Source organism: Streptomyces sp. NPDC058246 (genome assembly GCF_042881985.1).
Lineage (GTDB): Bacteria > Actinomycetota > Actinomycetes > Streptomycetales > Streptomycetaceae > Streptomyces.
On the sequence record NZ_JBHVWZ010000003.1, the window covers coordinates 329,990 to 353,935 of the forward strand.

Here is a 23,946-nt window from a genome sequence, read left to right on the forward strand (position 1 = left end):
TGAAGCGGATAGTGCTGAAGCGGACAGTGGTGAAGCGGGTGGTGGTGAAGCTGGTGGTGAAGCCAAAAGTGTCTGGGTCCGATCGTGCCATGGGACGCTGACAGTTAAGGTCGCAGGCGGCTTATCGGCGGGACTTACTGGGAGAGGTCATAGGGGATGCTCAGGCTGGGCAGGCGGGAATTCGACCCGCACGAGCCGGTGATCATGGCGATCGTGAACCGGACCCCGGACTCCTTCTACGACCAAGGAGCCACCTTCCGCGACGAGCCGGCGCTCGCTCGCGTGGAGCAGGCGGTGGCGGAGGGTGCCGCCATCGTCGACATCGGCGGGGTCAAGGCCGGCCCGGGCGACGAGGTGTCCGCCGAGGAGGAGGCGCGCCGGACGGTCGGTTTCGTCGCCGAGGTGCGGCGGCGCTTCCCCGACGTGATCATCAGCGTCGACACCTGGCGGCACGAGGTCGGTGCGGCGGTCTGCGAGGCGGGCGCGGATCTGCTCAACGACGCGTGGGGCGGGGTCGATCCGCGGCTGGCGGAGGTCGCGGCGCGGTATCGGGTGGGGCTGGTGTGTACGCATGCGGGGGGCGCCGAGCCGCGGACACGTCCGCATCGGATCGCGTACGACGACGTCATGGCCGACATCCTGCGGGTGACCCTCGGGCTCGCCGAGCGGGCGGTGTCGCTGGGGGTGCCGCGGGAGTCCGTGTTGATCGACCCCGGGCACGACTTCGGGAAGAACACGCGGCACAGTCTGGAGGCGACGCGGCGGCTGGGCGAGATGGTGTCCACGGGGTGGCCCGTGCTGGTGTCCCTCTCCAACAAGGACTTCGTGGGCGAGACGCTGGACAAGCCGCTGAAGGAGCGGGTGGTGGGGACGCTGGCGACGACCGCCGTCTCGGCGTGGCTGGGGGCGCAGGTGTACCGCGTCCACGAGGTCGCGGAGACCCGCCAGGTCCTGGACATGGTGGCGTCCATCGCGGGGCATCGACCGCCCGCTGTGGCCCGGAGGGGGCTGGCGTAACCAACTGGCGCATGGGTTTTTCCCCGCGGGGGTTTCACCCCCGCCGCCCCTGCCCTCCCCCCGGGCCGGCTTCGCTCGGCTTTCGCTCGAACAGGGGGACCCCCGTCGTCATCATGGGGCTGAGCCCCCGGACGACGATGGGGCCCCCTGAGAGATTGCGCGGTCCCCCGCGCCCTTGTTCAGGGCGCGGGGAGATCCAACCCGCCTACCGGCCCGCCTCCTTCGAGACCAGGGCCACCGCCTCCTCCACCTCGTCGGTCAGGTGGAACAGGAGGAGGTCCTTCTCGGAGGCCTTGCCCTGGGCGATCAGGGTGTTCTTGAGCCAGTCGACGAGACCGCCCCAGTACGCCGTGCCGAACAGGACGATGGGGAAGCGGGTGACCTTCTGGGTCTGGACGAGGGTGAGCGCCTCGAAGAGTTCGTCGAGGGTGCCGAGACCACCGGGCAGGACCACGAAGCCCTGCGCGTACTTGACGAACATCATCTTCCGGACGAAGAAGTACCGGAAGTTCAGGCCGATGTCGACGTACTGGTTCAGGCCTTGCTCGAAGGGGAGCTCGATGCCGAGGCCGACGGAGATGCCCTTCGCCTCGCAGGCGCCCTTGTTGGCGGCTTCCATCGCGCCGGGGCCGCCTCCCGTGATCACGGCGAAGCCGGCCTCCACCAGCCCGCGCCCGAGGGCGACCCCCGCCTCGTACTCGGGCGAGTCCACCGGCGTACGGGCCGAGCCGAACACACTGATCGCGGGCGGGAGTTCGGCCAGCGTGCCGAAGCCTTCGATGAACTCCGACTGGATGCGCAGGACCCGCCAGGGGTCGGTGTGCACCCAGTCGGAGGGGCCGCCCGCGTCGAGGAGCCGCTGGTCGGTGGTGCTCGCCTGTACCTGGTCCCGCCTGCGCAGCACCGGGCCCAGCCGCTGCTCCTCCGGTGGCCGCTTCTTGCCCTCGGGGTTGCCAGTAGCCATGTGCGCTCCCTCCGCTTGCAGGTGTTCCACCCCAGCGTAGGTCTACGCGGGTTACGGAGGGGGGACGTGAGGATGTCCGCCCTGAACCGCCACGCGATACGGCTCAGCCGGTCAGCCAGGCGCGCAGCCGCTCCTCGCCCGCCAGGATCTTCGCCGTCTCCACCCGCTCGTCACGCTTGTGCGCCAAGTGCGGGTTGCCCGGGCCGTAGTTGACCGCCGGGATGCCGAGCCCGCTGAAGCGGGAGACGTCCGTCCAGCCGTACTTGGGCAGCGGGGTGCCGCCGACCGCGTCGATGAAGGCGGCGGCCGCCGGGTGGGAGAGGCCGGGGAGCGCGCCGCCGCTGTGGTCCTCGACGACGAACTCCTCGACACCGCAGTCGGCGAACACCTCACGGACGTGGGCGATCGCCTCCTCCCCGGTGCGGTCGGGCGCGTAGCGGAAGTTGACGGTCACGACGCACTCGTCGGGGATGACGTTGCCGGCGACGCCGCCCGAGATGCCCACCGCGTTCAGGCCCTCGCGGTATTCGAGGCCGTCGATGACGGGGTAGCGCGGCTGGTACTCGGCCAGCCTGGCCAGGATGGGGGCCGCCGCGTGGATCGCGTTCGAGCCCATCCAGCCGCGGGCTGAGTGGGCGCGCTCGCCCTTCGTCTTCAGCAGCACCCGCAGCGTGCCCTGGCAGCCGCCCTCGACCTGGCCGTCCGAGGGCTCCAGGAGGATCGCGAAGTCGCCCTCCAGCCACTCGGGGTGGGCGTCGGCCACATGCTTCAGCCCGTTCAGGTGGGCGGCGACCTCTTCGTTGTCGTAGAAGACGAAGGTGAGGTCGCGGTTGGGGGCGGGGACCGTGGCCGCGATACGGAGCTGGACGGCCACGCCCGACTTCATGTCGCAGGTGCCGCAGCCCCACAGCACCCCGTCCTCGTCGAGCCGGGAGGGGACGTTGTCGGCGATGGGGACCGTGTCGATGTGGCCGGCGAGGATGACGCGCTCGGCGCGGCCCAGGTTCGTCCGCGCCACGACGTTGTTGCCGTACCGGTCGACCGTCAGATGCGGCAGAGCGCGCAGGGCGCCCTCGACGGCGTCCGCGAGCGGCTTCTCGCTGCCGCTCTCCGAGGGGAAGTCGACGAGCCGCGCGGTGAGCTCGGCGGCGTCCAGGGTGAGGTCAAGGGGTGTGTCGGCCATGCCGTCGACCCTAGCGCCCCGGGGCGCCTGGGCCCGTCCGTGACGGGATGCGTACGGCCCGCACGGGCGGCGGCCCCCGGGCGGCACGAGCAGCCGACCCCCGGCGGCACGAGCAGCCGACCCCGCGGGTGGCAGAGGCGCTCGGCCACGGGCGGCACGGGCTCGTCCCCGGCGGGGCTCTTGTTGTCCACAGCCCCACACTCCGCCGACAGACGGCTCCAGTACCTTGTACGACGTGTCAGAGCCGTCCCCCACTCCCACCCGGCGCGGCCGCCTCCTCCGTTTCGGAGGGGCCGTCGTGGTCCTGCTCGCGCTCGCGGGCTATCTCACCGTGCAGTACCTCACCGGAGGCACGGGTGCGCCGAGATGCAAGGTCGTCTCGGGCAAGGGCGACGGGGCGTCGTACGAGTTCACCCCCGAGCAGGCGGTGAACGCGGCGACGATCTCGGCGGTCGGCACCACCCGAGGCATGCCCGAGCGCGCCGTGACCATCGCCCTCGCGACCGCCCTCCAGGAGTCGGGGCTGCGCAACATCCAGCACGGCGACCGCGACTCGCTCGGCCTGTTCCAGCAGCGGCCCTCGCAGGGCTGGGGGACGACGAAGCAGATCATGGACCCGACGTATGCGGCGGGGGTGTTCTACGAGCACCTGGCCAAGGTGCCCGGCTATTCGCGGCTCCCCCTCACCGTCGCCGCGCAGCGCGTGCAGCGCAGCGGCTACCCGCAGGCGTACGCGAAGCACGAGCCGGACGCCACGCTGCTCGCCGCGGCCCTGACCGGCCGTGCGGCGGCCACGCTGACCTGCGAGGGGCGCCCCGCCGCGACCCCGGCCGGCGGCGCGGACTCGGTGCGGGCCGCGCTCGTACGCGACTTCGGGCGCGACGTGCTTCAGGAAGCCGGGGCCGACGTGGCGTCCGCAGGTGCGTCCGCCTCGCCCACGGCCTCCGCCGACGCGTCCGCCTCGCCCGCCACCGCGGGCGCCGGGAGCCGGACCGTGACCGTCCCCGTGCGCGAGGAGGCCACCTCCGGGACCAGTGCCCAGCAGCGCGGCTGGGAGCTGGCGCACTGGGCCGTGGCCAACTCTTCCACGCTGCACATCGAACGGGTGTCGTACGCGGGGCGGGAGTGGACGGCCGGAGACACCGACAGCGCGTGGCGTAGCGCCGACGCGAAGGGGGGCCCGGCCGCGGGGAAGTCCGCCGCCGAGGTCCACATCGTCACTGGACAGTAGTGCGAGCCCTCCCCCCTCGGAGGGACCCGCGCCGCCCGGTGTCGACGATGTGCGCAGGTTTTCGCGCACTCACTCCCGCATCCGCCAAATCCCTTGAGAACAAAGGGCCGTAAGGATTCAGCAGACTTTCCGACCGGGTGTTTTTTGCCCGTTTTTATCCGCAGCTGATAATGCGACGCATTACCAACTCTTTACGTCGGGCCACCGCAACCTTCGCGGGCTTCGAGCGGTAGTCACTGCGTCTACGCAACGGAACGATCACCGGCAGCCAGCCGGCTGCAACTCCCGGGGCGCAGTCGGATACTTCACCGTTTCCTCCCGTCTAAGGAGCATCATGTCCCTCCCCCTGACCCGCCGGATCGCCCGTGCCGCGCTGCTCGTCGCAGCGGGAGCGGCAGCCGGGGTCGGTGCGGCCGGCTCCGCCAGCGCTGCGGCCGAACTGCCGGCCACCCCCGACCTCGGCGGCCTGACCGCCCTGGACGGGGCGAGCGTCGGCAACACCGTCGACGGTGCGGCTCAGAACGTCACCGGGCTGGCCGGCGACACCGGCAGCAAGGCGGTCAAGAAGGCCGTGCCCTCCGCGGGCAAGACCGGTGGGAAGGTCGCCAAGACGGCGACGCCGGCCGCCCAGAGGGTGGCCGGGGGTGTGGCGGGGCAGGCCGGGGGTCTGCTCGGTGACACCGCGAAGACCGCCACCGGGGCTGGGCTTCCGACGGACTCCGTGACCAAGGGGGGGCTGCCCACGGAGCAGCTGCCGCTGAAGGGTCTGCCGCTCGGCTAGTCGCCGGTGCTGTACGGGCGAGGGGTCCAGGGAGTTTCCCTGGACCCCTCGCCCATGCTGTTTGAACGTGCGGGTCGCGAGGAGGGCTGGTCGCGCTGTCTCCCGGAGCCCCTTACGGGGCGCTCAGGCGCTCTACCGCTGCCGCTACGCGTTCGTCCGTGGCTGTCAGGGCCACGCGTACGAAGTGGTTGCCCGCTTCGCCGTAGAAGTCGCCGGGGGCGACGAGGATGCCCAGGTCGGCCAGGTGGGCCACGGTGGCCCAGCAGGACTCGTCCCGGGTGGCCCAGAGGTAGAGGCTGGCCTCGCTGTGTTCGATGCGGAAGCCGTGGGCGAGCAGGGCGTCGCGGAGGGCCGTGCGGCGGGCGGCGTAGCGCTCGCGCTGTTCGCGGACGTGGGTGTCGTCCGACAGGGCGGCGACCACCGCGGCCTGAGTCGGCGCGGACGTCATCATGCCGCCGTGCTTGCGGATCTGGAGCAGGTCGCCGAGGACCGCGGGGTCGCCCGCGAGGAACGCGGCGCGGTAGCCGGCCAGGTTCGAGCGCTTCGAGAGGGAGTGGACCGAGACGATCCCCTCGTACGAGCCGCCGCACACGTCAGGGTGCAGCACCGAGACCGGGTCGGCCTCCCAGCCCAGCTCGATGTAGCACTCGTCGGAGAAGACGAGGATGCCGTGCTCACGGGCCCAGGCGACGATCCGGGTCAGCTCGTCCTTCGACAGCACCTTGCCGGTGGGGTTCGAGGGCGAGTTGAGCCACAGGAGCTTCAGGCCCTTCGGGTCCAGCTGCGTGGGGTCGTCGTAGACCTCGTAGTCCGCGCGGGCCAGGCGGGCGCCGACCTCGTACGTCGGGTAGGCCAGCCGCGGGTAGGCGACCTTGTCGCCGGGGCCGAGGCCCAGCTGGGTGGGGAGCCAGGCGACCAGTTCCTTGGAGCCGACCACCGGGAGTACGTGGTGGTGGGTGACGTCGCGTGCGCCGAGCCGTCGCTGTACCCAGCCCGTGACCGCGTCCCGCAGTTCGGGCGTACCCCACACCGTGGGATAGCCCGGCGAGTCCGCGGCCGCGACCAGAGCTTTCTGGATCAGCTCGGGCACCGGGTCGACCGGGGTGCCGACGGACAGGTCGACGATGCCGCCCGGGTGAGCGGCGGCCGTCGCCTTGTAGGGCTCCAGCTTGTCCCAGGGGAAGGTGGGAAGCCGGTCGGAGACTGCGGACACGGGATCTGGCTCACTTTCTCTGTACTCGCCGGTACGGCAAACGCCTCGGTCCCGTACGGCAGCGATCAAGGTGATCAGGCCGTACGGGACCGAGGCGGCGCGTGTGCGGGCCGCTTACTGGTTCTGCGGCGGCAGCGCTGCGATGAAGGGGTGGTCGCGCTCGATCAGGCCGAGCTTGCTGGCACCGCCGGGCGAGCCGAGCTCGTCGAAGAACTCGACGTTCGCCTTGTAGTAGTCCTTCCACTCTTCGGGAGTGTCGTCCTCGTAGAAGATCGCCTCGACCGGGCACACCGGCTCACAGGCTCCACAGTCGACGCATTCGTCCGGGTGGATGTACAAGGACCGGGAGCCCTCGTAGATGCAGTCGACCGGGCACTCCTCGATGCACGCCTTGTCCTTGACGTCGACACAAGGCTGCGCGATGACGTAGGTCACGCTGTCGTTCCTCCTCGATAGGGCGCTGGCGGGCCTCCATAGGCTCCGCCGCCTGGCGCGCGGGAGCGCGGCGTCGTCGATGCCCGCCCCTAGTATCTCCGTTCTTGGGCATGATCCGAACAGGAGGGGTGAACTGACCTGTGGAAATCTCTGCGGCCGGCCGCCTTGAGGTCCGTATCACCGCTGCTGACGTGGGAAAACGTGTCTCTGTTCGGCAGCAGATCGAAGATGCCCGCGAGGGTGAGTTGTTCACCGACACGGTTGGCGTTCTCACATCATGGGACGACGGTGTGCTGCTGATCACACGACGGACCGGCGAACGTGTCCGGATTGCGGAATCCGCGCTGGTCGCGGGCAAGGTCGTGCCGGCCGCTCCGGCGCGTCGGCGGGGCCCCGCGGCCTCGTACGAGGAGCTGGCACGGGTCGCGGCGCGGGCCTGGCTGCCGGTGCAGAGCGAGCGCCTCGGGGAGTGGGAGCTGCGTGCGGCCTCCGGATTCACCCGGCGCGCCAACTCCGTCCTGCCGCTCGGGGATCCCGGCGTGCCGCTGGACGAGGCGCTGACGTACGTACGGGACTGGTACGCCGCCCGTGACCTGCCCGCGTACATCCAGACCGCGACCGGCGCCGAGGGCACGCAGGAGCCGCTGTGCGCCGAGCTGGAGGCGCGTGGCTGGGCGCGTGAGGTGACGGCCGAGCTGTGGATCGGCTCGCTCGCGCCGATCGCGGACCGGGAGGCACCGGAGGTCGTGCTCTCCCGCGAGGCGGACGACGCGTGGCTGGGCCGGTACCAGCGCAAGGGACTGAGCGAGGTGGCCCTGAAGGTGCTGGGCAGCGGCCCCTCGGTGTGGTTCGCGACGGTGCCCGGCCCGGAGGGGGAGCCTCCGGCCGCGATCGGACGCTGCGTGGTCGACGGCCGCTGGGCCGGTTTCGCCGCCGTCGAGGTCGCCCCCGCCGCCCGCCGCCAGGGCCTCGCCACCGCCGTCATGGCCTCCCTGGCCCGCCAGGCCCTGGCGGAGGGCGCCTCGGCCGCCTGGCTCCAGGTGGAGACGGAGAACGCCGAGGCACGGGCAATGTACGCGGGGATGGGCTTTGGGGTGCATCACACGTATCACCACTACCGCTGGGCAGCGGGCCCGGGTGACGGGAGCGGTAACGCCGACGGGGGCAGCACCGACGCGGGCAGCGCCAACGCAGGCAGCGCCGACGCAGGCAGCACCGACGCAGGCAGCACCGACGCAGGCAGCACCGGCACGGGCAGCACCGGCACGGGCAGCACCGGCACGGGCAGCGCCGACACGGGCAGCGCCGACACGGGCAGCACCAACGCAGGCAGCACCAACGCGGGCAGCACCGGCACGGGCAGCACCGACACGGGGAGGGGCAACGCAGCGAAGGCCGGAGGCAGTGGTGCCGGGAGCGGGGGTGCGGAGGCGGGCGTCGCCGGGCGGTCGGGCGGGCAAGCGCTCGGCCGGCTCATCGGTGGGACGGGCGGACCGGCCGGTCCCACCAGTGAGCGCGACGGCAGGTCGGCCGGCTCCCGTCGTGGGGAGAGTGGCCCTTTCGGGGGCGACGGCTCGTATCGGTCGGTGTGAGGGGGCACGAGGCAGTCATGCGTGGTCCTCAGCCACCGGAGCCGGAGCGGGCCGCCGAGGTGCGGCGGCAGTTCGCCGATGAGGCGCGGGCCGAGCGGCCCGACCTCGCGGTGCTGTGTCTGCTGCTGGGGGCCGCGGCGGACGGGACGCTGGACGAGGCCGGGATGGACGCGGCGCAGATCGAGCTGGACCGGCTGGCGGGGCAGGTGCCGTTCCGCCCGGGCGGCCCGCGGTCCTGGGCGGTCGCGCTCGCGGAACTGCTCGGCGGGCGCTGCGGCTTCCGTGGCTCGCCGGCCGACTACCAGCGGCTGGAGTCCTCGCTGCTGCACGAGGTGCTGCTGCGGCGGCGGCGCGGGTTGCCCATCCTGCTCTCCGTGGTGTGGATGGAGGTCGCGCGGCGAGCCGGCGCGCCGGTGTACGGGGTCGCCCTGCCCGGGCATTTCGTCGTCGGCTTCGGGCCGGCCGAGGAGCAGGTGCTGGTCGACCCCTTCGACGGCGGGCGCGTGCTCACCGGCTCGGACGCGGAACTGCTCGTCGCGGGCGCGACCGGCGCCCCGCTCGACCCGTCGATGCTCTCCCCCGCCGACCCGCTCGACGTCGTCCTGCGCATTCTGAACAACATCCGCGCCTGGGCGGCCGCCCGCCCCGAGCGCTCGGATGTGGCGCTGTGGGCCATCGAGCTGTCCCTGCTGCTGCCCTCGCATCCGGCCCGGCTGCGCTATGAGCGGGCCCAACTCCTTGTCCACCGGGGCGACTTCCTCGGCGGTGCCGCCGAACTCGACGCGTATGCGGAGGTGGTGGGCGCCGTGGACGAGCCCGCGGCGGACCGTGTGCGGCAGCAGGCCCGGGCCGCGAGGGCGCGGCTCAACTGACCCGTCTCGCGGGGCGATCGCAGTCCACCCCAGCCCCTGCAAGATTGCGCAGTTCCGCGCGCCCCCGGGGGGCTACAGCCAGCCTTTCTCCCGTGCCGTGCGGACTGCCTCCGCGCGGTTGCGGACGGCCAGTTTCTGTATGGCTGTGGAGAGGTAGTTGCGGACGGTGCCCTGGGACAGGTGCAGGGCGGTGGCCAGCTCCGCGTTGGTGGAGCCGTCGGCCGCCGCGCGCAGTACCTCGCGTTCGCGGTCGGTCAGGGGGTTGGCGCCCCCAGCGAGGGCGGCGGCAGCGAGGGTGGGGTCGATGACCCGCTCGCCGGCCAGGACCTTCCGTACGGCTTCGGCCAGTTGGGCCGCCGGCGCGTCCTTGACGAGGAAGGCGTCGGCGCCGGCCTCCATCGCGCTGCGCAGATAGCCCGGGCGGCCGAAGGTCGTCAGGATGACCAGCTTCAGGGCGGGGAGCGCCTTGTGGACTTCGGCCGCCGCCTCGATGCCCGTCTGCCCCGGCATCTCGATGTCGAGCAGCGCGACGTCGACGTCGTGTTCACGCGCCGCGGCCAGTACCTCGTCGCCGCGCGCCACCTGGGCGACCACCTCGATGTCGGGTTCGAGGCTCAGCAGGGCGGCCAGCGCCTCGCGGACCATCGACTGGTCCTCGGCGAGCAGGACCTTGATCGTGCGGCTCATGCCCCGGATCCTACGGGGTGATCCGCGGCGTCGGCCGGGGCTCCCGTCGATACCCGGGCGACCAGCCGGAACCCGCGCTTCACCCGCCCGGCCTCCAGTGTTCCGCCCGTCTTCTCCAAACGCTCGGTGAGCCCCGTCAGACCGTTGCCGGCGGTGCCCCCCGCCGAGCCACCCGAACCGTCGTCCTCCACGGACAGTTCGAGCACCGGGCCGTCCAGTGTCTGGCGGTGTACGAGCTCCACCACGCAGCGCCGGGCCCCGCTGTGCCGTACGACATTGGTGATCGCCTCGCGCAGTGCCCAGGCGAGTGCCGACTCGCTCTCCTCGGGGACGCCGGTGAGGTCCGGTTCGGCCGGCAGCTCGGCGGTGACCCCCGCCGCGGTCAACGCGACCTGCGCGCCCGCGAGTTCGCCGGACAGCCGGGGCCGCCGGTACCCGGTCACCGCCTCCCGTACGTCGACGAGGGCCTGGCGGCTGACCTGTTCGATGTCCGCGACCTGCTGGGCCGCCTTGTCGGGGTGGTCGGGGAGCATGCGTCCCGCCAGCTCACTCTTCAGCGTGATCAAGGAGAGCGAGTGGCCCAGCAGGTCGTGCAGGTCTCTGGCCAGCCGCAGGCGCTCCTCGTTGGCGGCGAGTTGGGCGACGGTCGCGCGGGCCTCGCGCAGTGCGATGGTCGTCCGGACCAGCTCGCGTACGCCCGTCATCGCGAACCCGCCGAGGAACGCCGGGATGAGGAGCCCCGCGAGATACGCCTTGCCGCCCGGGACGATCAGGGCGAGCGTCGTCAGCGCCGCGGCCACGGCCGGGATGGTCAGGCGTGCCAGCTGCAGCGGGAGCGCCGCACCGGACGCGATCGCGACGTACACGAACAGGACGAGCCATTCCCGTCCCAGGGTGAGGGAGAGGACGGCCGCCTGGGTCCCGAGGACCGCCAGCGAGCCGAGGACCAGGCCGTTGGTCTCGCCGCGGCCCGTGCGGAAGAGCAGCACGCCGTACCACGCGACGAAGGCCGCCAGGCCGATCCAGCCGAGGACGACGACACCGGTGCTGTGCCCACCGTGCACCAGGTCGCTGACCGGCGCGCTCAGATAGACGAGCCAAATGCCGGTCCACAGGGCCTTGACCATCTTCTGCTTGCGGTTCTGCGGGCGCTGCCCGATGCCGACGCTGCTCACGCCTTCAGCGTGTCCTTCCGGTACAGCCAAGCCGCGCCGCCCGCGAACAGGACGAAGGAGACGGCGAGGATGGCGAGGTCCTTCGCATGCGGGGCGTCGCCCAGTTCGATGGCCTGCCCGAGGGCAGCGTACGCGTGTGTGGGCAGCCACTTCGCTATGGACTGCAACCAGTCGGGGAAGGTCGCGGTCGGCATCCACAGGCCGCCGAGGATCGACAGACCGAAGTAGACGATCATCGTGATCGGACGGACCGCGTCACCGCTGGCCAGATAGCCGATGGCGACGCCGAGCGCGGCGAAGACGAGGCTGCCGGCCCAGATGGCGCCGGTGAGCGCGAGCCACTGCCAGGCGTCCAGGCGTACATGCTTCACGGCTGCCGCGACCACGAAGACGATCACGATCGAGGGCAGGCTGATCACCGCGGCGCTGGCGGTCTTCGCCAGCACATAGCCGCGCCCCGGCAGCGTGGTGAGCCTCAACTGCCGTACCCAGCCGCTCTCCCGCTCCTTGGCGATGCGCTCGCTGTTTCCCATCAGGACGGCGGTCAGGGCCCCGAAGGAGGCCATCGAGACCATGAAGAAGGTCGGGAGGGTGAGCCCGGTGCCGTCCACCTCGGTCGTGCTGTCGGCGCTGCCCGCGATCAGCAGGAAGAGGGCCGAGGGGTAGATCACCGAGAAGAACAGAAACTTGCGGTTGCGCAGGGCGCGGGTGATCTCCAGCTTGATGAGGCTGTTCACTTCGACTTCGCCTCCTCGGCGACGGTGTTGGCCTCTTCGGCGGCGGTGTTGGCCTCTTCGGCCGCGGTGATGGCGACGAAGGCCTGCTCGAGCCCGAGCCCGGCCACTTCGAGATTGCGGGGGTAGAGGCCGAGCCCGTACAGCGCGTGTACGGTCGCGTCGGCGTCGGACGACTGGATGCGGACGGTCTGGCCCGACACGTCCACGGAGGTCAGGAAGGGCAGCGCGCGCAGCGGGGCCTCGTCGATCGGGCCGTGAAGGTCGAAGGAGACCCGGCGGGCGCCGGCCTTCGCCTTGATCTCGGCGGCGGTGCCGTCGGCCAGCAGGCGCCCCCGGTGCAGGACCAGGACGCGGTCCGCGATCGCGTCGGCCTCCTCCAGGTAGTGCGTGGCGAACAGGACCGTACGCCCTTGGTCGGCCTGCTCGCGCATGGTGGCCCAGAAGGCCTGGCGGGCGGAGACGTCCATGCCGGTGGTGGGTTCGTCGAGGACGATCAGGTCGCTGTCACCGGCCGTGGCGAGGGCGAAGCGGACCCTCTGCGCCTGACCGCCGGAGAGCTTGTTGACCTTGCGGTCGGCGATCTGGGTGATGCCGGCGCGGGCCAGCACATCGGTGGCGCGGAACGGCTTGGGGTGCAGGTCGCAGGCGAGCTTCACCAGCTCGCCGACCGTGACCTCGTCCATCAGGCCGCCGCTCTGCAGCATGGCGCCCACCCGGCCGCCGATGATCGCCTCGCGCGGGCTGGTGCCGAACACCCGGACCGCGCCGCTGTCGGCGTGCTTGAGGCCGAGGAGCAGATCCAGCGTGGTGGACTTGCCCGCGCCGTTGGGGCCCAGCAGGGCGACGGTCTCGCCCGGGTGCAGATCGAGCGTCAGCCCGTCCACGGCCCGCACGCTCCCATAGCTCTTGGTCACCGATTCGAACCCGACCACCGATGTGGTGGCCGCCGCAGTCGTTGTCATGTGATCCATCGTGGCGGCGGAGGGGGTCGCGTCGGCAGTGCGGTGTGTCCTCAGTCGCGGATGACAGATGTCATACCCACCGCCGCGCCCTGAGGACGAAAGGGCGTCCGGCCGCGGAAACCATGGCGAGACGACGTAAGGGCGCCCCGCCGCGGAAACCATGGCGAGACGACGAAAGGGCACCCGCCGCGGACGCGGAAACCCCGGCAAGACGACGAAAGGGCACCCGGCCGCGGAAACCACGGCCGGATGCCCTCCGGAGAGCGAAGCGCGAGCGCGCCCGCTAGTTGGGGTTGGTGGGGATGGTGACGATGCGCTCGGCAGCCGTCTTCCCGAGCAGTGCCTGCCCGAGAGCCGAGGCCACGTCCTCCGGGCTCACGGCCTTCTTGCTGCCGTCGCCCTTGGTGATCGTGACCCCGTTGAAGGCACCGCCGTACAGCTCTTTGAGCACCTTCAGGTCGTAGTGCTGGACGAGCTTGCCGTTGACCGCCTGCACGCTCAGGAACTTCCAGATGGACTTCTGCGGGCTGAACGAGATGGTGTGGACGGCGTCCGTGCGGACCGTGACGTTCGCGGACATCGCCGGCTTCGCGAACTTGGTCATCATCCGGTCGACCTCGGCGTTCGCGACCGTCGGCCGGCGGGTCTTGGTGGCGACCTTGACCGGGGTGGTCGTGCCGGTCTCCACCTGGGCGCGGTAGGCGTCCTCGACGGCCTGGGTCGAGGAGGCGACGTCGATGCCCTTGCCCTCCTTGCCGTACACGGCGACGGCCTTGCCCGGCTCGAACTTGATCGTGCCGTCGCTCGCCGACCCGGACCCGCCCGCGGCGCGCTCCAGGGCCGCCTGCAGTTTCTCCTCGTCGACCGGCATCACGGGCTCGACGACGCGTTCCTGGCCGAACAGCGAGCCGATCACCGAGACGGGGTTGTAGTCACTGCCCGCGGCGGCGCGGACGGTGGCCTGGCTGTCGAGCTGGAGCCCGGCCTGGTCCGGCTTGAGCGAGACCGTGTCGCCGTCGACCGACAGCTGGAGCGCCTTGTTCGTATGGGCGCCGAAGGCGTCGTCGAGCTTCTTGGCGGCCTCGTCCCGGGTGCCGCCGCCGATGTCGACGCCGAGCACGGTGGTGCCCTTGGGCACGTCCGAGTGGTTCATGAGCAGCCCGGCACCGTAGGCGCCACCGCCGATGACGACCACGCCGGCAACCAGCAGCTTCAGCTTGCTGCGGCCGCCCTTCTTCTTCGCCGGCTTCGACGAGGCGGCCGGCTGCTGGACCGGCTCGGGCAGCTTCGGCGGGGTGTGCGGCAGCGGGCCGTCGGTGTGCGCGCCCGGCCCGAACGGGGAGTTCTGGGCGGACGGCACGACGGGGATGCCGCTGGTCAGGGTGTGCCCGGAGACATTGTCGCCGGGGCCGCCGTAGCCACCGGCACCCGGGTCGGGCGCGGGCTTCTGCGGGGTGAGGATCGCGGTGTCGTCGCTCAGACCACCACTGAGACCGCCGCGCGGGGTGACGCCCGGAGCGCCGCCGGGAGCACCGGGGGCGCCGCCCCCGGGGTATCCCATGCCCGGCCCTGCGGCCAGGCTGCCCGGTGCCGCGCCCGGACCGGTCGGCGGCACCAGCGGGCCGTCTCCGGTGACCGGACCGCCGGTCGGGCCCGCGGGGCCGCGCTGCCCGCCCTGACCGCCTTCGGCGAAGTACGGAAGGTCGTCGCGGCGCGGTTCGCCCCCGTTGCCGGATCCGCCGGGCGGACCGGCGTGCGATCCGACGGCCGGGAAGGACCCGGTGTTGCCCAGCGCCGCGGAGACGTCGAAGGATCCGGTGCCACCGCCGTGGCCGGGCGCCACGGGTCCGGCGCCGGTGGCACCGGGCAGCCCGGCACCGTTCGTACCGCCACCGCCCGCACCGGGGCGGGGCGCGTTCGGGCCCCCGGTCCGGGCGCCGCCCGGACCGGCGCCGTTCCCGGAGCTCGGGCGCGCGCCGCCGCCCGGGGCGCCGGGGCGTCCGCCCTGCGCCCCCGAGGAGCCGGCCGCACCGGCCGCGCTCGCGGGGCCCGAACCGCCCGGCAGGCCCGCACCATTGGTGGCGCCGCCTCCCGGCCCGCCCTTGGGCGCACCGGACTTGCGCGGCGCGAACCAGTCGCTCGTCTTCTCCTCGGCCCCGGCGGGACCGTCCGCGGACGGGGACGGGGCCGTCGCGGTGGGTGCGGCCATGGTGGTGGACGCGCTCATGGGCGAACTCACGCCCAGCGGCGGCTCCGCGCCGGTGCCGACGCCGTCGGCGCCCTCGGCGGGCGACTCGGTGTCCGCGACCGGCGTACGGACGACGACGGGCGGGATGGGCCGCGATCCGGGGATGTTGATCCGGATCCGTGTCGTCAGCGTGGTCTCGGTCTTGCGCTCCTCCGGCGGGTTGCCGGTGGCCGAACGGCCGGCGTCGACACCGCTTTCGGAAGCCGCGGGGGTCCCGTACGGCGGCGTCCCCGACGGGTACGCGGCTCCACCGCGCCCGTTGGGCCCGGAGGACGAACTGTCAGTTTCACGACTCAAGGCAGGTTCTCCCGGTTGGCTCCGCCGCCCGTTTCCTCGACCTCATCTCGGGCAGCTCGGCGGCGCGCACCACCATACTGGCCGTGTCCCTCGCGCAAACCTCGCCCGCGAAGGAAACCCCCACGGGACCCCCACCTGTTGGATACGGCGAAGTGGTACGTCACTTGCCAAGTCGGACTCCTGAGCGGTCCGGTTGCCGCCCCTGGCCGAGGGTGGCGCACATCACAGCGACGGCCATACCGCCGAGCAGGAAGAGGTAGGAGCCGAGTCCCGCGCCGAAGAGGAAGTCCCCTTCAGGGCGACTGGCGGTGAGCAGGACGACGGCGACCATCCAGCCGACCGCGGGCGAGACCGCCCCGGCCCGGGAGTCCGTCGCCAGCCCGCCGCCCAGGAAAAGCCCGGCCGCGCCCGCCAGCGCGAGCAGCAACCCGCCCGGGAACCAGGCGGATTGCATCAGCGCCCCGGCGGCCCCGACCACCGCGCCCAGCAGGAAGAGTCCCAGGTAGGTGGCGATCCGCCCGGCCGAGGGCGGCGCCAACGGCTCGGCGAGCATGCTCCCCCGCTGCCCCGACGTACTCATCGCGCACCCACCCCTCGAAAAGTCGTACGCATGGCGCACCCACCCGTCGCAGGGCCGTATTCGTCGGCCACCCGCCCTCGCGGAGTCGCACTCATCACATGCCCGCCTCTCCGGCTCCTGGGATGCCCGCGAACAGGTCCGTCTCGCGTCCTACGGGTCGTTCGCCGCGCACCAACTCGTAGTACTCGGTGGTGAAGAGGGGCTGGGCCAGCTCGTTCGAGAGGATGAACCAGGACCCGTCCACCGTGATCTGGGTGGCGTGCGCCCGCATCGCGGCGGCCTTGGCGGCGGCGTACGCGGTGCCGTCGATCTCGGTGGTGATCACCGAGTCGTCGACCACGCCCGGTACGTCGTCGACGGCGGCGGACCGGCTGAACGGCAGCTCCGGGAGCATCTCCCGCAGCCGCGCGAACGCCTCCTCGGCGACCGGGCGCGGCACCCGGTTCCAGTAGATCTTGGAGATCCGCCAGGACTCGCCGAGATCCGGGCGGAAGGCGGCCTCCTCGGCCAGCTCGGCCGCACGCATGGCGACGCGGTGGGCCTGGATGTGGTCGGGATGCCCATAACCCCCATCGGGGTCATAGGTGACGAGCACGTGGGGTCGTACCTCGCGGATCACTTCTACGAGGTGTTCGGCGGCCTCGTCGAGGTCGGCGGACCAGAAGGCGCCCGTGCGGTGGTTCTGCTCGACGCCCATCATCCCGGAGTCCCGGAAGCGTCCGGGGCCGCCGAGGAAGCGGTGATCGGTGACGCCCAGCTCCTTCATGGCGGCGGCCAGCTCGCCGATCCGGTGCGGGCCGAGACCGCCCTCGCGGTCGGGCGCGAGGTACCCGAGCTCCGGCGGAATGACCTCGCCCTCCTCGCCGAGAGTGCAGGTCACCAGCGTCACCTGGGCGCCCTCGGCCACGTACTTGGCCATGGTCGCGCCATTGTTGATCGACTCGTCGTCCGGGTGCGCGTGCACCAGGAGCAGACGCCGGTCGGGCAGTTCCGTCATGGAGCCACCCTACGAGGTGACAGCCCTCCCCTCACCGGCTCCCCAGCCGCCTGTCACTCCTCGTCGTCGAGCACGTGGGCGATTGCGAGCGTTTCTTTCCACTCTGGCGAGGAAGTCGGCCGGAGCGGTACGAGCGGCTTCCTCCGCGCCGAAGGCGTACTCCCACTTCCAGCTCACGCGCGGACTGCCTTCATGGCCTCGTCCAGGACGGAGGTCAGTTTTCGCAGGGCCTCCTGGGCGGTGGCCGGATCTTCGTGTTCCAGACGGCTCTTCGCACGGGAGTAACGGGCGGACAGATCCGGGCGGCGCGCGATTTCGATGTCCCTGGCCCAGGTCAGGACCCAGCTCTGCACGGGGCTGACTGACTGCCACTCGACCGCCTTGGCGAATGCCTCGTCCTTCTTGGCCTGCATCTCGCCCAGACGGCCCGGGTCGACGACGGCGAGGGCCGCCCTCAGGGCGTCAGGGGTGTGCTCGGGACGGGGGATCAGCTCGTGTCCGTGATCAGACTGGGTGCTCATCGTCCTCCTGGGGATGCCCCCGCCAGGGTATCGAGCCGGGGCGGCAGCCGAGCCGGCCTCGGGAGGAGGCAGGAAGCGCGTCGGCGGAGGTTCCGTCCACGGGTGGGGAGCTGACCATGGTGGGGCCCGGAGCCTTTCGTGTCGCGGAGCCGGTGATCTGAACAGGCGTGTGTGTCAGGCGGCCGCGGGAACGTCCACCCGACAGTCACGGCAGCGGCCGGGGGCGGGTGCGCGGAAGGCGCGGTCACAGCCGTCGCAGGTCTGGAGCGGGTGCCGGGTGTCCGGCGGTGGGGTGGGTGCGCGGAATGGGGGTGGGGGCGGCAGCTGGGTGGTGAGGCGATGAGCCAGGAGGGCTGCGGGCCGTCGTAGCCCCTCGGGCGGGAGGTCGGCGGTGAGCGCCCGTCGTACGGCGATGGCGCTGACGTCTCGCTCCAGCCAGGCGGCTACGCCAGGGGCGAGGTGGGCCGTGTCGCAGGCGGAGAGGAGGAGGCGGGGGTCGTGACGGCGGAGGTCCGCGAGGAGGTCGGCAGCGGCCTGGAGGAGGGCGGGGGCGGGGTACGCGGGGCGCGGGACGGCGAGGAGGGGCTTGCGGGGTGCGCGTTGCGTCAGCCGCGTCGGCTGCATCGGCTGCGTCGGCTGCATCGGCTGCGTCGGCTGCGTCGGCTGCGTCGGCTGCGTCGGGGATACCGGGCCGTGGTCGACAGCTGCCTGGCGGTGGTGGCCGGGCTGGTTGCAGGAGATCGTGCGGGTGACGATGCGACCGCCGGGGATGCGCTGACGTTCACGGCGCAGGTAGCCGTGGGCCTCCAGTTCGCGCAGGGCAGCGGCGATACGGGTCGCGCCCTCGGGGAAGCGGGCCGCGAGGGTCTTGATGTCGACGCGGGCGCCTGCGGGGAGGGACTGGATGTGGACGGCCAGTCCGATGGCGAGGCCCGACAACTCCGGGTGCTGGGCGAGGTGGTTGCCGATCACCGTGAAGCGGGTGGCGTGGCGGGCGTTGTCGTGAGTGAGGCCGCCGTGGCCGGTGTCTCGGGAGTCTCCGGAGCGGGGATGGCGCCGGTTCGGGTGTTTGTCGGCGGCATGCCGGGACTGGGCGCGCGGAGGCACGCTAAGGTCTTGCGTATCCATCAGGAAGGTCCGATCTTCCTCGGTGGTCAGGCCCTCGCACTGGGATTGCAGTCCCGGCGAGGGCCGTCGCCTGTCTGCGGTTGTGTTGTGTCGCGCCGAGCGTAGGGCAGGCAAGGGGCCGGAAATCCAGCCGAGTTGGTGATGTTCACTCGCGCGAGTGAGGGGCATGCCGACGTGCGCGGGAGGGTGGGGTGGGGCTTGGTGGGGGCCTTTCACCCTCGTGGTTCTTTGGGAAGAGCGCCCCTGGCACCGGAGCACGGGCGACCGGGTTCCGGTGGGAGAGCACGAGGTTCAGTTCCGCCCAGACCGTCTTGCGTGGGCGTGGGCGTGGGCGTGGGCGTGGGCGTGGGCGTGCGTGGGCGTGGGCGTGGTCCCTGGGTCACGCCCCGCTGGTCGGCGAGCGCCTCGACGAGGACGAGACCCCGGCCGGACTCACCGTCGGGGTCCAACGGGATTCACCAGGCGCGGAGTTGCTCGGTGGCGAGCAGGCGGGCGAGGCGGACGAGCCGGGGTGGGAAGTGGACTGGACCCGGCCCGGCTACTCGACCTCGGGCTCCGGGCGGTCGTCTCCCGGAGCCGGCGTTCGGCGCGGCTCAGAACTTGATGCTGCCGATCATGCCCGCGATGTTGGTGGTCAGCTCGCTGATCGTGGGAGCGACCGTGGAGGAGGCGAGGTAGAACCCGAGCAGCATGCACACGATGGCGTGCCCGCCCTTCAGTCCTGACTTCTTGATCAGAAGAAAGACGATGATCGCCAGCAGCACCACCGCCGAAATCGAGAGTGCCACGGCGGCTCACCTCCAAAGATCCCAGGGACATGGGGGGTCGGACATGGGGGTCGGTAAATCCATACAGCGGGCAGCAGGTTGATACCCACACAGCGCTAGTGATCATAACTATCCGTACGCGCGCATCGATCGGCGCACGGCCGCACAAGGGGGCGCATGGCCAATATGGTCGAGGCATGACGACCGAGCCTCTTTCCTTCCCGCGCCGGTACGCGCGCACGCAGCGGTTCACCTCCGGCGCGCCGCGCGCGTTCACCGTGTCTCCCGACGGTTCCCGCGTGGTGTTCCTGCGGTCCCCGTCCGGTACGGACCGGGCGAATCAGCTGTGGGTTCTCGATGTGGCCGAGGCGGCGGAACGGGTGGCGGCCGATCCGGCGGCACTGCTCGGGGGCGCCACGGAGCACCTGTCGGCCGAGGAGCAGGCACGCCGCGAGCGCAGCCGCGAGGGCGGCGCCGGGATCGTCGGCTATGCCACCGACACTGCGGTCGAGTTGGCCTCTTTCACCTTGTCAGGGCGGCTTTTCACGGCCGAGCTGCGGGCCGGCACGGCACGGGAACTCCGTGTCCCGGGACCGGTGATCGACCCGCGCCCCTCGCCCGACGGGCGGCTTGTCGCGTACGTCTCCAAGGGCGCCCTGCGCGTGGTCGGCGCCGAGGGCGAGGACGACCGGGCGCTCGCGCAGGCCGAATCGGAGTCGGTTTCCTATGGATTGGCTGAGTTCATCGCGGCCGAGGAGATGGGGCGTTCGCGGGGCTTCTGGTGGTCGCCGGAGGGGGACCGGCTGCTCGTCGCGCGCGTCGACGACACGCCCGTACAGCGCTGGTGGATCTCCGATCCGGCGCATCCGGAGAACGATCCGCAGCGGGTCGCGTATCCGGTGGCGGGCAGCGCCAACGCGGAGGTACGGCTCTTCGTCATCGGCCTCGACGGGGCGCGCACGGAGGTCGTCTGGGATCGCGCGCACTATCCGTATCTGGCGCATGTGCACTGGTCAGCGGCGGGGGCGCCGCTGATCCTGGTGCAGGCGCGGGACCAGCGCAGCCAGCTGTTCCTGGCCGTGGCGCCGGACACCGGGGCGACCCGGATGGTGCACGCGGACGAAGATCCACAATGGCTGGATCTTTTCGCCGGCGTTCCCTGCTGGAGCCCCGGCGGACAGCTCGTACGGATCGCCGACGAGGGCGGCGCGCGCGTACTGGAGTTCGGTGAACGGCCCCTGACCGGACCGCAGTTGCACGTGCGGGCGGTGCTCGACGTCTCGGACGACGACGTGCTCGTCTCGGCGTCGGCGGGCGAGGCAGCGGCCGCCCCGGAAACGGGCGAAGTGCATGTGTACCGCGTCAACGAGCTCGGCGTGGAGCGCGTATCGCAGGAGCCCGGCGTGCACTCGGCGGTGCGCGCCGGGGGCGTGACCGTTCTCGTCTCCTCGGTGCTCGACCAGCCCGGCGCCAAGGTGCGGGTGCTGCGCGGGGAAAAGCGACTGGCGACGATCCCCTCGTACGCCGAAAATCCTGGTTTGTCCCCGCGCGTGACTCTGACACAGGGGGGCGCACGGAAAATCCCATGCGCCGTGCTTATGCCTACGGACTACGACGGGGACACTCCCCTGCCGGTCCTCATGGATCCCTACGGCGGTCCGCACGGCCCGCGCGTGCTCGCCGCACACAACGCGCACCTGAGCTCGCAGTGGTTCGCCGATCAGGGTTTCGCGGTGGTCGTCGCCGACGGCCGGGGGACCCCCGGCCGCTCCCCCGCCTGGGAGAAGGCGGTCCGCGACGATTTCACGCTCTCCCTCGACGACCAGGTCGACGCGCTCCAGGGGCTCGCCAAGACCTTCCCCCTCGACCTGTCCCGGGTGGCGATCCGCGGCTGGTCGTACGGCGGCTGGCTCGCGGGCCTCGCCGTGCTGCGCCGCCCCGATGTCTTCCACGCGGGCATCGCGGGCGCTCCGGTCGCGGACTGGCGGCTGTACGACACCCACTACACGGAGCGATATCTGGGCGATCCGACGGCGAACCCCGAGGCGTACGCGAAGAGTTCGCTGATCACCGGCGAGGGGCTCTCCGCGGCCGCCGAGCCGCACCGGCCGCTGATGATCGTGCACGGCCTCGCGGACGACAACGTGGTGGTGGCGCACGCCCTGCGGCTCTCCTCGGCCCTGCTGGCCGCCGGCCGCCCGCACGAGGTGCTCCCGCTGTCGGGCGTCACGCACATGACCCCGCAGGAACAGGTCGCCGAGAACCTGCTGCTGCTCCAGGTGGACTTCCTTCGGCGCTCGCTGGGACTCGCGTAGCCGGTACGGCAACGGACCGGGGCGACATGGCGCGCCCCGGTCCGTTTACGGCACCCGCACGGCCGTACGTTGTTCAGATTGACGCGTCCGTATATCGAGACCGGGTCGGCCGAGTTGCCTGCGTGTAAACGCAGTTGGTGCATCTATGTACGACTATGTCCCCCGGGCATCGTGATCGTCCGACGGCTCCTGAGGCGGTGCGGCGCGCTGCTCCTCCGGCGGAACAACCTGCTTCTCCTCCGCGAAGTGGCAGGCCGAGTCGTGCGCCGCCGGGCCCTCGGTGAGCCGGAATTCGGCGGGCACCGCGAGCAGCGGCACCTCCAGCGCGCAGCGCTCCCGCGCCTTCCAGCAGCGGGTGCGGAAGCGGCACCCGGACGGGATGTTGGCCGGGGACGGCACATCCCCGGCGAGGATGATCCGCTCCCGGTGTTCGCGGGCCTCGGGGTCGGGCACGGGCACGGCGGAGAGCAGGGCCTGGGTGTAGGGGTGCGTCGGATGGTCGTAGATCTCGGCGTCCTTGCCGGTCTCCACGATCCGCCCCAGGTACATCACACCGACCCGGTCGGAGATGTGCCGCACGATCGAGAGGTCGTGCGCGATGAAGACGTAACTGAGGTCGAACTCGTCCTGGAGTCTGTCGAGCAAGTTGATCACCTGCGCCTGCACGGACACGTCGAGCGCGGAGACCGGCTCGTCGGCCACGATGATCTCGGGGCGCAGCGCCAACCCCCGTGCGATGCCGATGCGTTGGCGCTGGCCGCCGGAGAACTGGTGCGGATAGCGGTTGATGTACTCGGGGTTGAGTCCGACCACGTCCAGCAGGTCCTGAACCCGCCTGCGCCGGTCGCCCTTCGGCGCCACCTCGGGGTGGATCTCGTACGGCTCTCCGATGATGTCGCCGACGGTCATCCGCGGGTTGAGCGAGGTGTACGGGTCCTGGAAGACCATCTGGATGTTGCGGCGCACGGCCTTGAGCGCCTTGCCGGAAAGACGGGTGATGTCCTCGCCCTTGTACGTGATCGTCCCGGCCGTCGGCTTCTCCAGGTTGACCAGCATCTTGGCGACCGTCGACTTGCCGCAGCCGGACTCGCCGACGATGCCGAGGGTCTCGCCCCGGCCGAGGTGGAAGTCGACGCCGTCGACGGCCCGGACCGTGCCGACCTGCTTCTTGAAGAGGATGCCCTGGGTGAGCGGGTAGTGCTTGACCAGCCCGCTGACCTCGAGGAGCGCCTCAGGCATCGGGTCCCCCAGCGTCACTTGAGCCGTCAAGGCACTCCCGCCAGAAGAAGCAGGCGCTCCCGCGGACCCCGTCCGCGCCGTCCACCTCCGCGAGCGGCGGCACCTCGGTCCGGCAGATGTCCTGGGCCATCGGGCAGCGCGGGTTGAAGGCGCAGCCGGGCGGGATGTGCATCAGGTTCGGCGGCAGGCCCTTGATGGCGTAGAGCTCCCGGCCCTTCTGGTCCAGGCGCGGGATCGACTCCAACAGGCCCTTGGTGTACGGGTGTGCGGGCGCCTTGTAGATGTCGTGGACCGGCGCCGACTCGACGATCCGGCCCGCGTACATCACCGCGATCCTGTCGGCGACGTCCGCGACCACGCCGAGGTCGTGGGTGATGAGGATCAGCCCCATCTGGAGCTCGCGCTGCAACTCGGCGAGCAGGTCCATGACCTGGGCCTGGACGGTGACGTCGAGCGCGGTGGTCGGTTCGTCGGCGATGATCAGCGCGGGTTCCAGGGCCAGCGCCATGGCGATCATGATCCGCTGGCGCATACCGCCGGAGAACTGGTGCGGAAAGTCGCGCACCCGGTCGGCGGCGGCCGGGATGCGCACCCGGTCCATCAGCTCGATCGCCTTGGCGCGGGCGTCCTTGCGGGACATCCCGCGGTGCACGGTGAACATCTCGCCGAGCTGGTCGCCGACGCTGAGCACGGGGTTGAGGGAGGACAGCGCGTCCTGGAAGATCATCGCCATCTCGGCGCCGCGGACCTTGCGCCGCTCGTCCTCCTTGAGCTTCAGCAGGTCCCTTCCCCGGAAGAGGATCTCACCGCCGGTGATCTTTCCGGGCGGCATGTCGAGGATGCCCATGACGGCCTGCGCGGTCACCGACTTGCCGGAGCCGGACTCGCCGAGCACGGCGAGCGTCTCGCCCTCGTCCACGCTGTAGGTGACACCATTGACGGCCTGGGCGACCCCGTCCCGCGTCCTGAACTCCACGTGGAGATCGCGCACTTCGAGCAGCACGG

At 71.5% G+C, this 23,946-nt stretch carries 21 protein-coding genes and 1 pseudogene; 6 read left to right on the top strand and 16 right to left on the bottom strand.

The genetic code is table 11. From position 1 onward, the window contains the following. Positions 1 to 156 precede the first annotated feature (156 nt). Entirely contained in the window at positions 157 to 1,017 is an 861-nt protein-coding gene (gene folP, locus ACFVXA_RS06475; RefSeq protein ID WP_362031891.1) for a dihydropteroate synthase, read from the top strand. A gap of 205 nt (positions 1,018 to 1,222) precedes the next feature. Here the strand turns inward: folP and ACFVXA_RS06480 are convergent, their stop codons facing one another. After that, entirely contained in the window at positions 1,223 to 1,981 is a 759-nt protein-coding gene (locus ACFVXA_RS06480; RefSeq protein ID WP_362031889.1) for a TIGR00730 family Rossman fold protein, read from the bottom strand. A 103-nt stretch (positions 1,982 to 2,084) separates the two neighbouring features. Continuing rightward, the gene (gene dapE, locus ACFVXA_RS06485; protein ID WP_383901926.1) at positions 2,085 to 3,164 is read right to left on the bottom strand and encodes a succinyl-diaminopimelate desuccinylase; all 1,080 of its coding nucleotides are present in this window, start codon (positions 3,162 to 3,164) and stop codon (positions 2,085 to 2,087) included. A gap of 235 nt (positions 3,165 to 3,399) precedes the next feature. On the opposite strand from dapE, the gene ACFVXA_RS06490 reads away from it, so the two are divergent. Further along, positions 3,400 to 4,395, top strand: coding sequence for a heavy metal transporter (locus ACFVXA_RS06490; RefSeq protein WP_390024007.1), 996 nt, complete (start codon positions 3,400 to 3,402; stop codon positions 4,393 to 4,395). 334 nt (positions 4,396 to 4,729) lie between these two features. Then, positions 4,730 to 5,176 (top strand): ATP-binding protein, encoded by a 447-nt coding sequence (locus ACFVXA_RS06495; RefSeq protein ID WP_362031883.1) that lies wholly within the window; start codon positions 4,730 to 4,732, stop codon positions 5,174 to 5,176. 112 nt (positions 5,177 to 5,288) lie between these two features. Here the strand turns inward: ACFVXA_RS06495 and ACFVXA_RS06500 are convergent, their stop codons facing one another. After that, the gene (locus ACFVXA_RS06500; RefSeq protein WP_390024009.1) at positions 5,289 to 6,389 is read right to left on the bottom strand and encodes a bifunctional succinyldiaminopimelate transaminase/glutamate-prephenate aminotransferase; all 1,101 of its coding nucleotides are present in this window, start codon (positions 6,387 to 6,389) and stop codon (positions 5,289 to 5,291) included. Between the two features lie 114 nt (positions 6,390 to 6,503). Continuing rightward, entirely contained in the window at positions 6,504 to 6,824 is a 321-nt protein-coding gene (gene fdxA, locus ACFVXA_RS06505) for a ferredoxin (protein WP_018089397.1), read from the bottom strand. Between the two features lie 140 nt (positions 6,825 to 6,964). Between fdxA and ACFVXA_RS06510 the strand changes: the two are divergent. Both ACFVXA_RS06510 and ACFVXA_RS06515 read left to right on the top strand, forming a co-directional pair. Continuing rightward, a pseudogene (locus ACFVXA_RS06510) lies at positions 6,965 to 7,972 on the top strand (GNAT family N-acetyltransferase); the annotation flags it as partial. A gap of 461 nt (positions 7,973 to 8,433) precedes the next feature. Then, positions 8,434 to 9,288, top strand: coding sequence for a transglutaminase-like domain-containing protein (locus tag ACFVXA_RS06515; protein ID WP_362031878.1), 855 nt, complete (start codon positions 8,434 to 8,436; stop codon positions 9,286 to 9,288). Positions 9,289 to 9,360: 72 nt separating this feature from the next. Here the strand turns inward: ACFVXA_RS06515 and ACFVXA_RS06520 are convergent, their stop codons facing one another. The 10 genes from ACFVXA_RS06520 to ACFVXA_RS06565 form a co-directional block, all read right to left on the bottom strand. Continuing rightward, entirely contained in the window at positions 9,361 to 9,975 is a 615-nt protein-coding gene (locus ACFVXA_RS06520) for a response regulator transcription factor (RefSeq protein WP_362031876.1), read from the bottom strand. Further along, positions 9,972 to 11,150, bottom strand: a complete 1,179-nt coding sequence (locus tag ACFVXA_RS06525; protein ID WP_390024011.1) for a sensor histidine kinase — start codon at positions 11,148 to 11,150, stop codon at positions 9,972 to 9,974. Before ACFVXA_RS06525 ends, ACFVXA_RS06520 begins: the two co-directional genes overlap by 4 nt. Further along, on the bottom strand, positions 11,147 to 11,887 hold the full coding sequence (locus tag ACFVXA_RS06530; RefSeq protein WP_383901918.1) for an ABC transporter permease: 741 nt from the start codon (positions 11,885 to 11,887) through the stop codon (positions 11,147 to 11,149). The genes ACFVXA_RS06525 and ACFVXA_RS06530 overlap by 4 nt, the downstream gene beginning before the upstream one ends. Continuing rightward, the gene (locus ACFVXA_RS06535) at positions 11,884 to 12,849 is read right to left on the bottom strand and encodes an ABC transporter ATP-binding protein (protein WP_362031870.1); all 966 of its coding nucleotides are present in this window, start codon (positions 12,847 to 12,849) and stop codon (positions 11,884 to 11,886) included. The genes ACFVXA_RS06530 and ACFVXA_RS06535 overlap by 4 nt, the downstream gene beginning before the upstream one ends. Positions 12,850 to 13,132: 283 nt before the next feature. Further along, positions 13,133 to 15,394, bottom strand: a complete 2,262-nt coding sequence (locus ACFVXA_RS06540) for a hypothetical protein (protein ID WP_390024013.1) — start codon at positions 15,392 to 15,394, stop codon at positions 13,133 to 13,135. Positions 15,395 to 15,554: 160 nt separating this feature from the next. Then, positions 15,555 to 15,974 carry a DUF6113 family protein gene (locus tag ACFVXA_RS06545; protein ID WP_390024015.1) on the bottom strand — a complete coding sequence of 140 codons (420 nt, stop codon included), beginning with the start codon at positions 15,972 to 15,974 and terminating at the stop codon, positions 15,555 to 15,557. Positions 15,975 to 16,068: 94 nt separating this feature from the next. Continuing rightward, the gene (mshB, locus tag ACFVXA_RS06550; protein ID WP_390024017.1) at positions 16,069 to 16,971 is read right to left on the bottom strand and encodes an N-acetyl-1-D-myo-inositol-2-amino-2-deoxy-alpha-D-glucopyranoside deacetylase; all 903 of its coding nucleotides are present in this window, start codon (positions 16,969 to 16,971) and stop codon (positions 16,069 to 16,071) included. 173 nt (positions 16,972 to 17,144) lie between these two features. Further along, the gene (locus ACFVXA_RS06555; protein WP_390024019.1) at positions 17,145 to 17,492 is read right to left on the bottom strand and encodes a hypothetical protein; all 348 of its coding nucleotides are present in this window, start codon (positions 17,490 to 17,492) and stop codon (positions 17,145 to 17,147) included. A gap of 174 nt (positions 17,493 to 17,666) precedes the next feature. Beyond that, positions 17,667 to 18,620, bottom strand: coding sequence for a helix-turn-helix domain-containing protein (locus ACFVXA_RS06560; protein WP_390024021.1), 954 nt, complete (start codon positions 18,618 to 18,620; stop codon positions 17,667 to 17,669). Between the two features lie 593 nt (positions 18,621 to 19,213). Beyond that, positions 19,214 to 19,408, bottom strand: a complete 195-nt coding sequence (locus ACFVXA_RS06565) for a hypothetical protein (RefSeq protein WP_362029502.1) — start codon at positions 19,406 to 19,408, stop codon at positions 19,214 to 19,216. A 176-nt stretch (positions 19,409 to 19,584) separates the two neighbouring features. On the opposite strand from ACFVXA_RS06565, the gene ACFVXA_RS06570 reads away from it, so the two are divergent. Beyond that, a complete protein-coding gene (locus tag ACFVXA_RS06570; RefSeq protein ID WP_390024023.1) occupies positions 19,585 to 21,702 on the top strand; it encodes a prolyl oligopeptidase family serine peptidase in 2,118 nt (705 codons plus the stop codon). A 153-nt stretch (positions 21,703 to 21,855) separates the two neighbouring features. Here ACFVXA_RS06570 and ACFVXA_RS06575 read toward each other — a convergent pair whose 3' ends face one another. Beyond that, on the bottom strand, positions 21,856 to 22,941 hold the full coding sequence (locus ACFVXA_RS06575; RefSeq protein WP_383901905.1) for an ABC transporter ATP-binding protein: 1,086 nt from the start codon (positions 22,939 to 22,941) through the stop codon (positions 21,856 to 21,858). Next, positions 22,934 to 23,944: an ABC transporter ATP-binding protein gene (locus ACFVXA_RS06580; protein WP_362029493.1), complete on the bottom strand. Its 1,011-nt coding sequence runs from the start codon at positions 23,942 to 23,944 to the stop codon at positions 22,934 to 22,936. The genes ACFVXA_RS06575 and ACFVXA_RS06580 overlap by 8 nt, the downstream gene beginning before the upstream one ends. Positions 23,945 to 23,946: the final 2 nt, after the last annotated feature.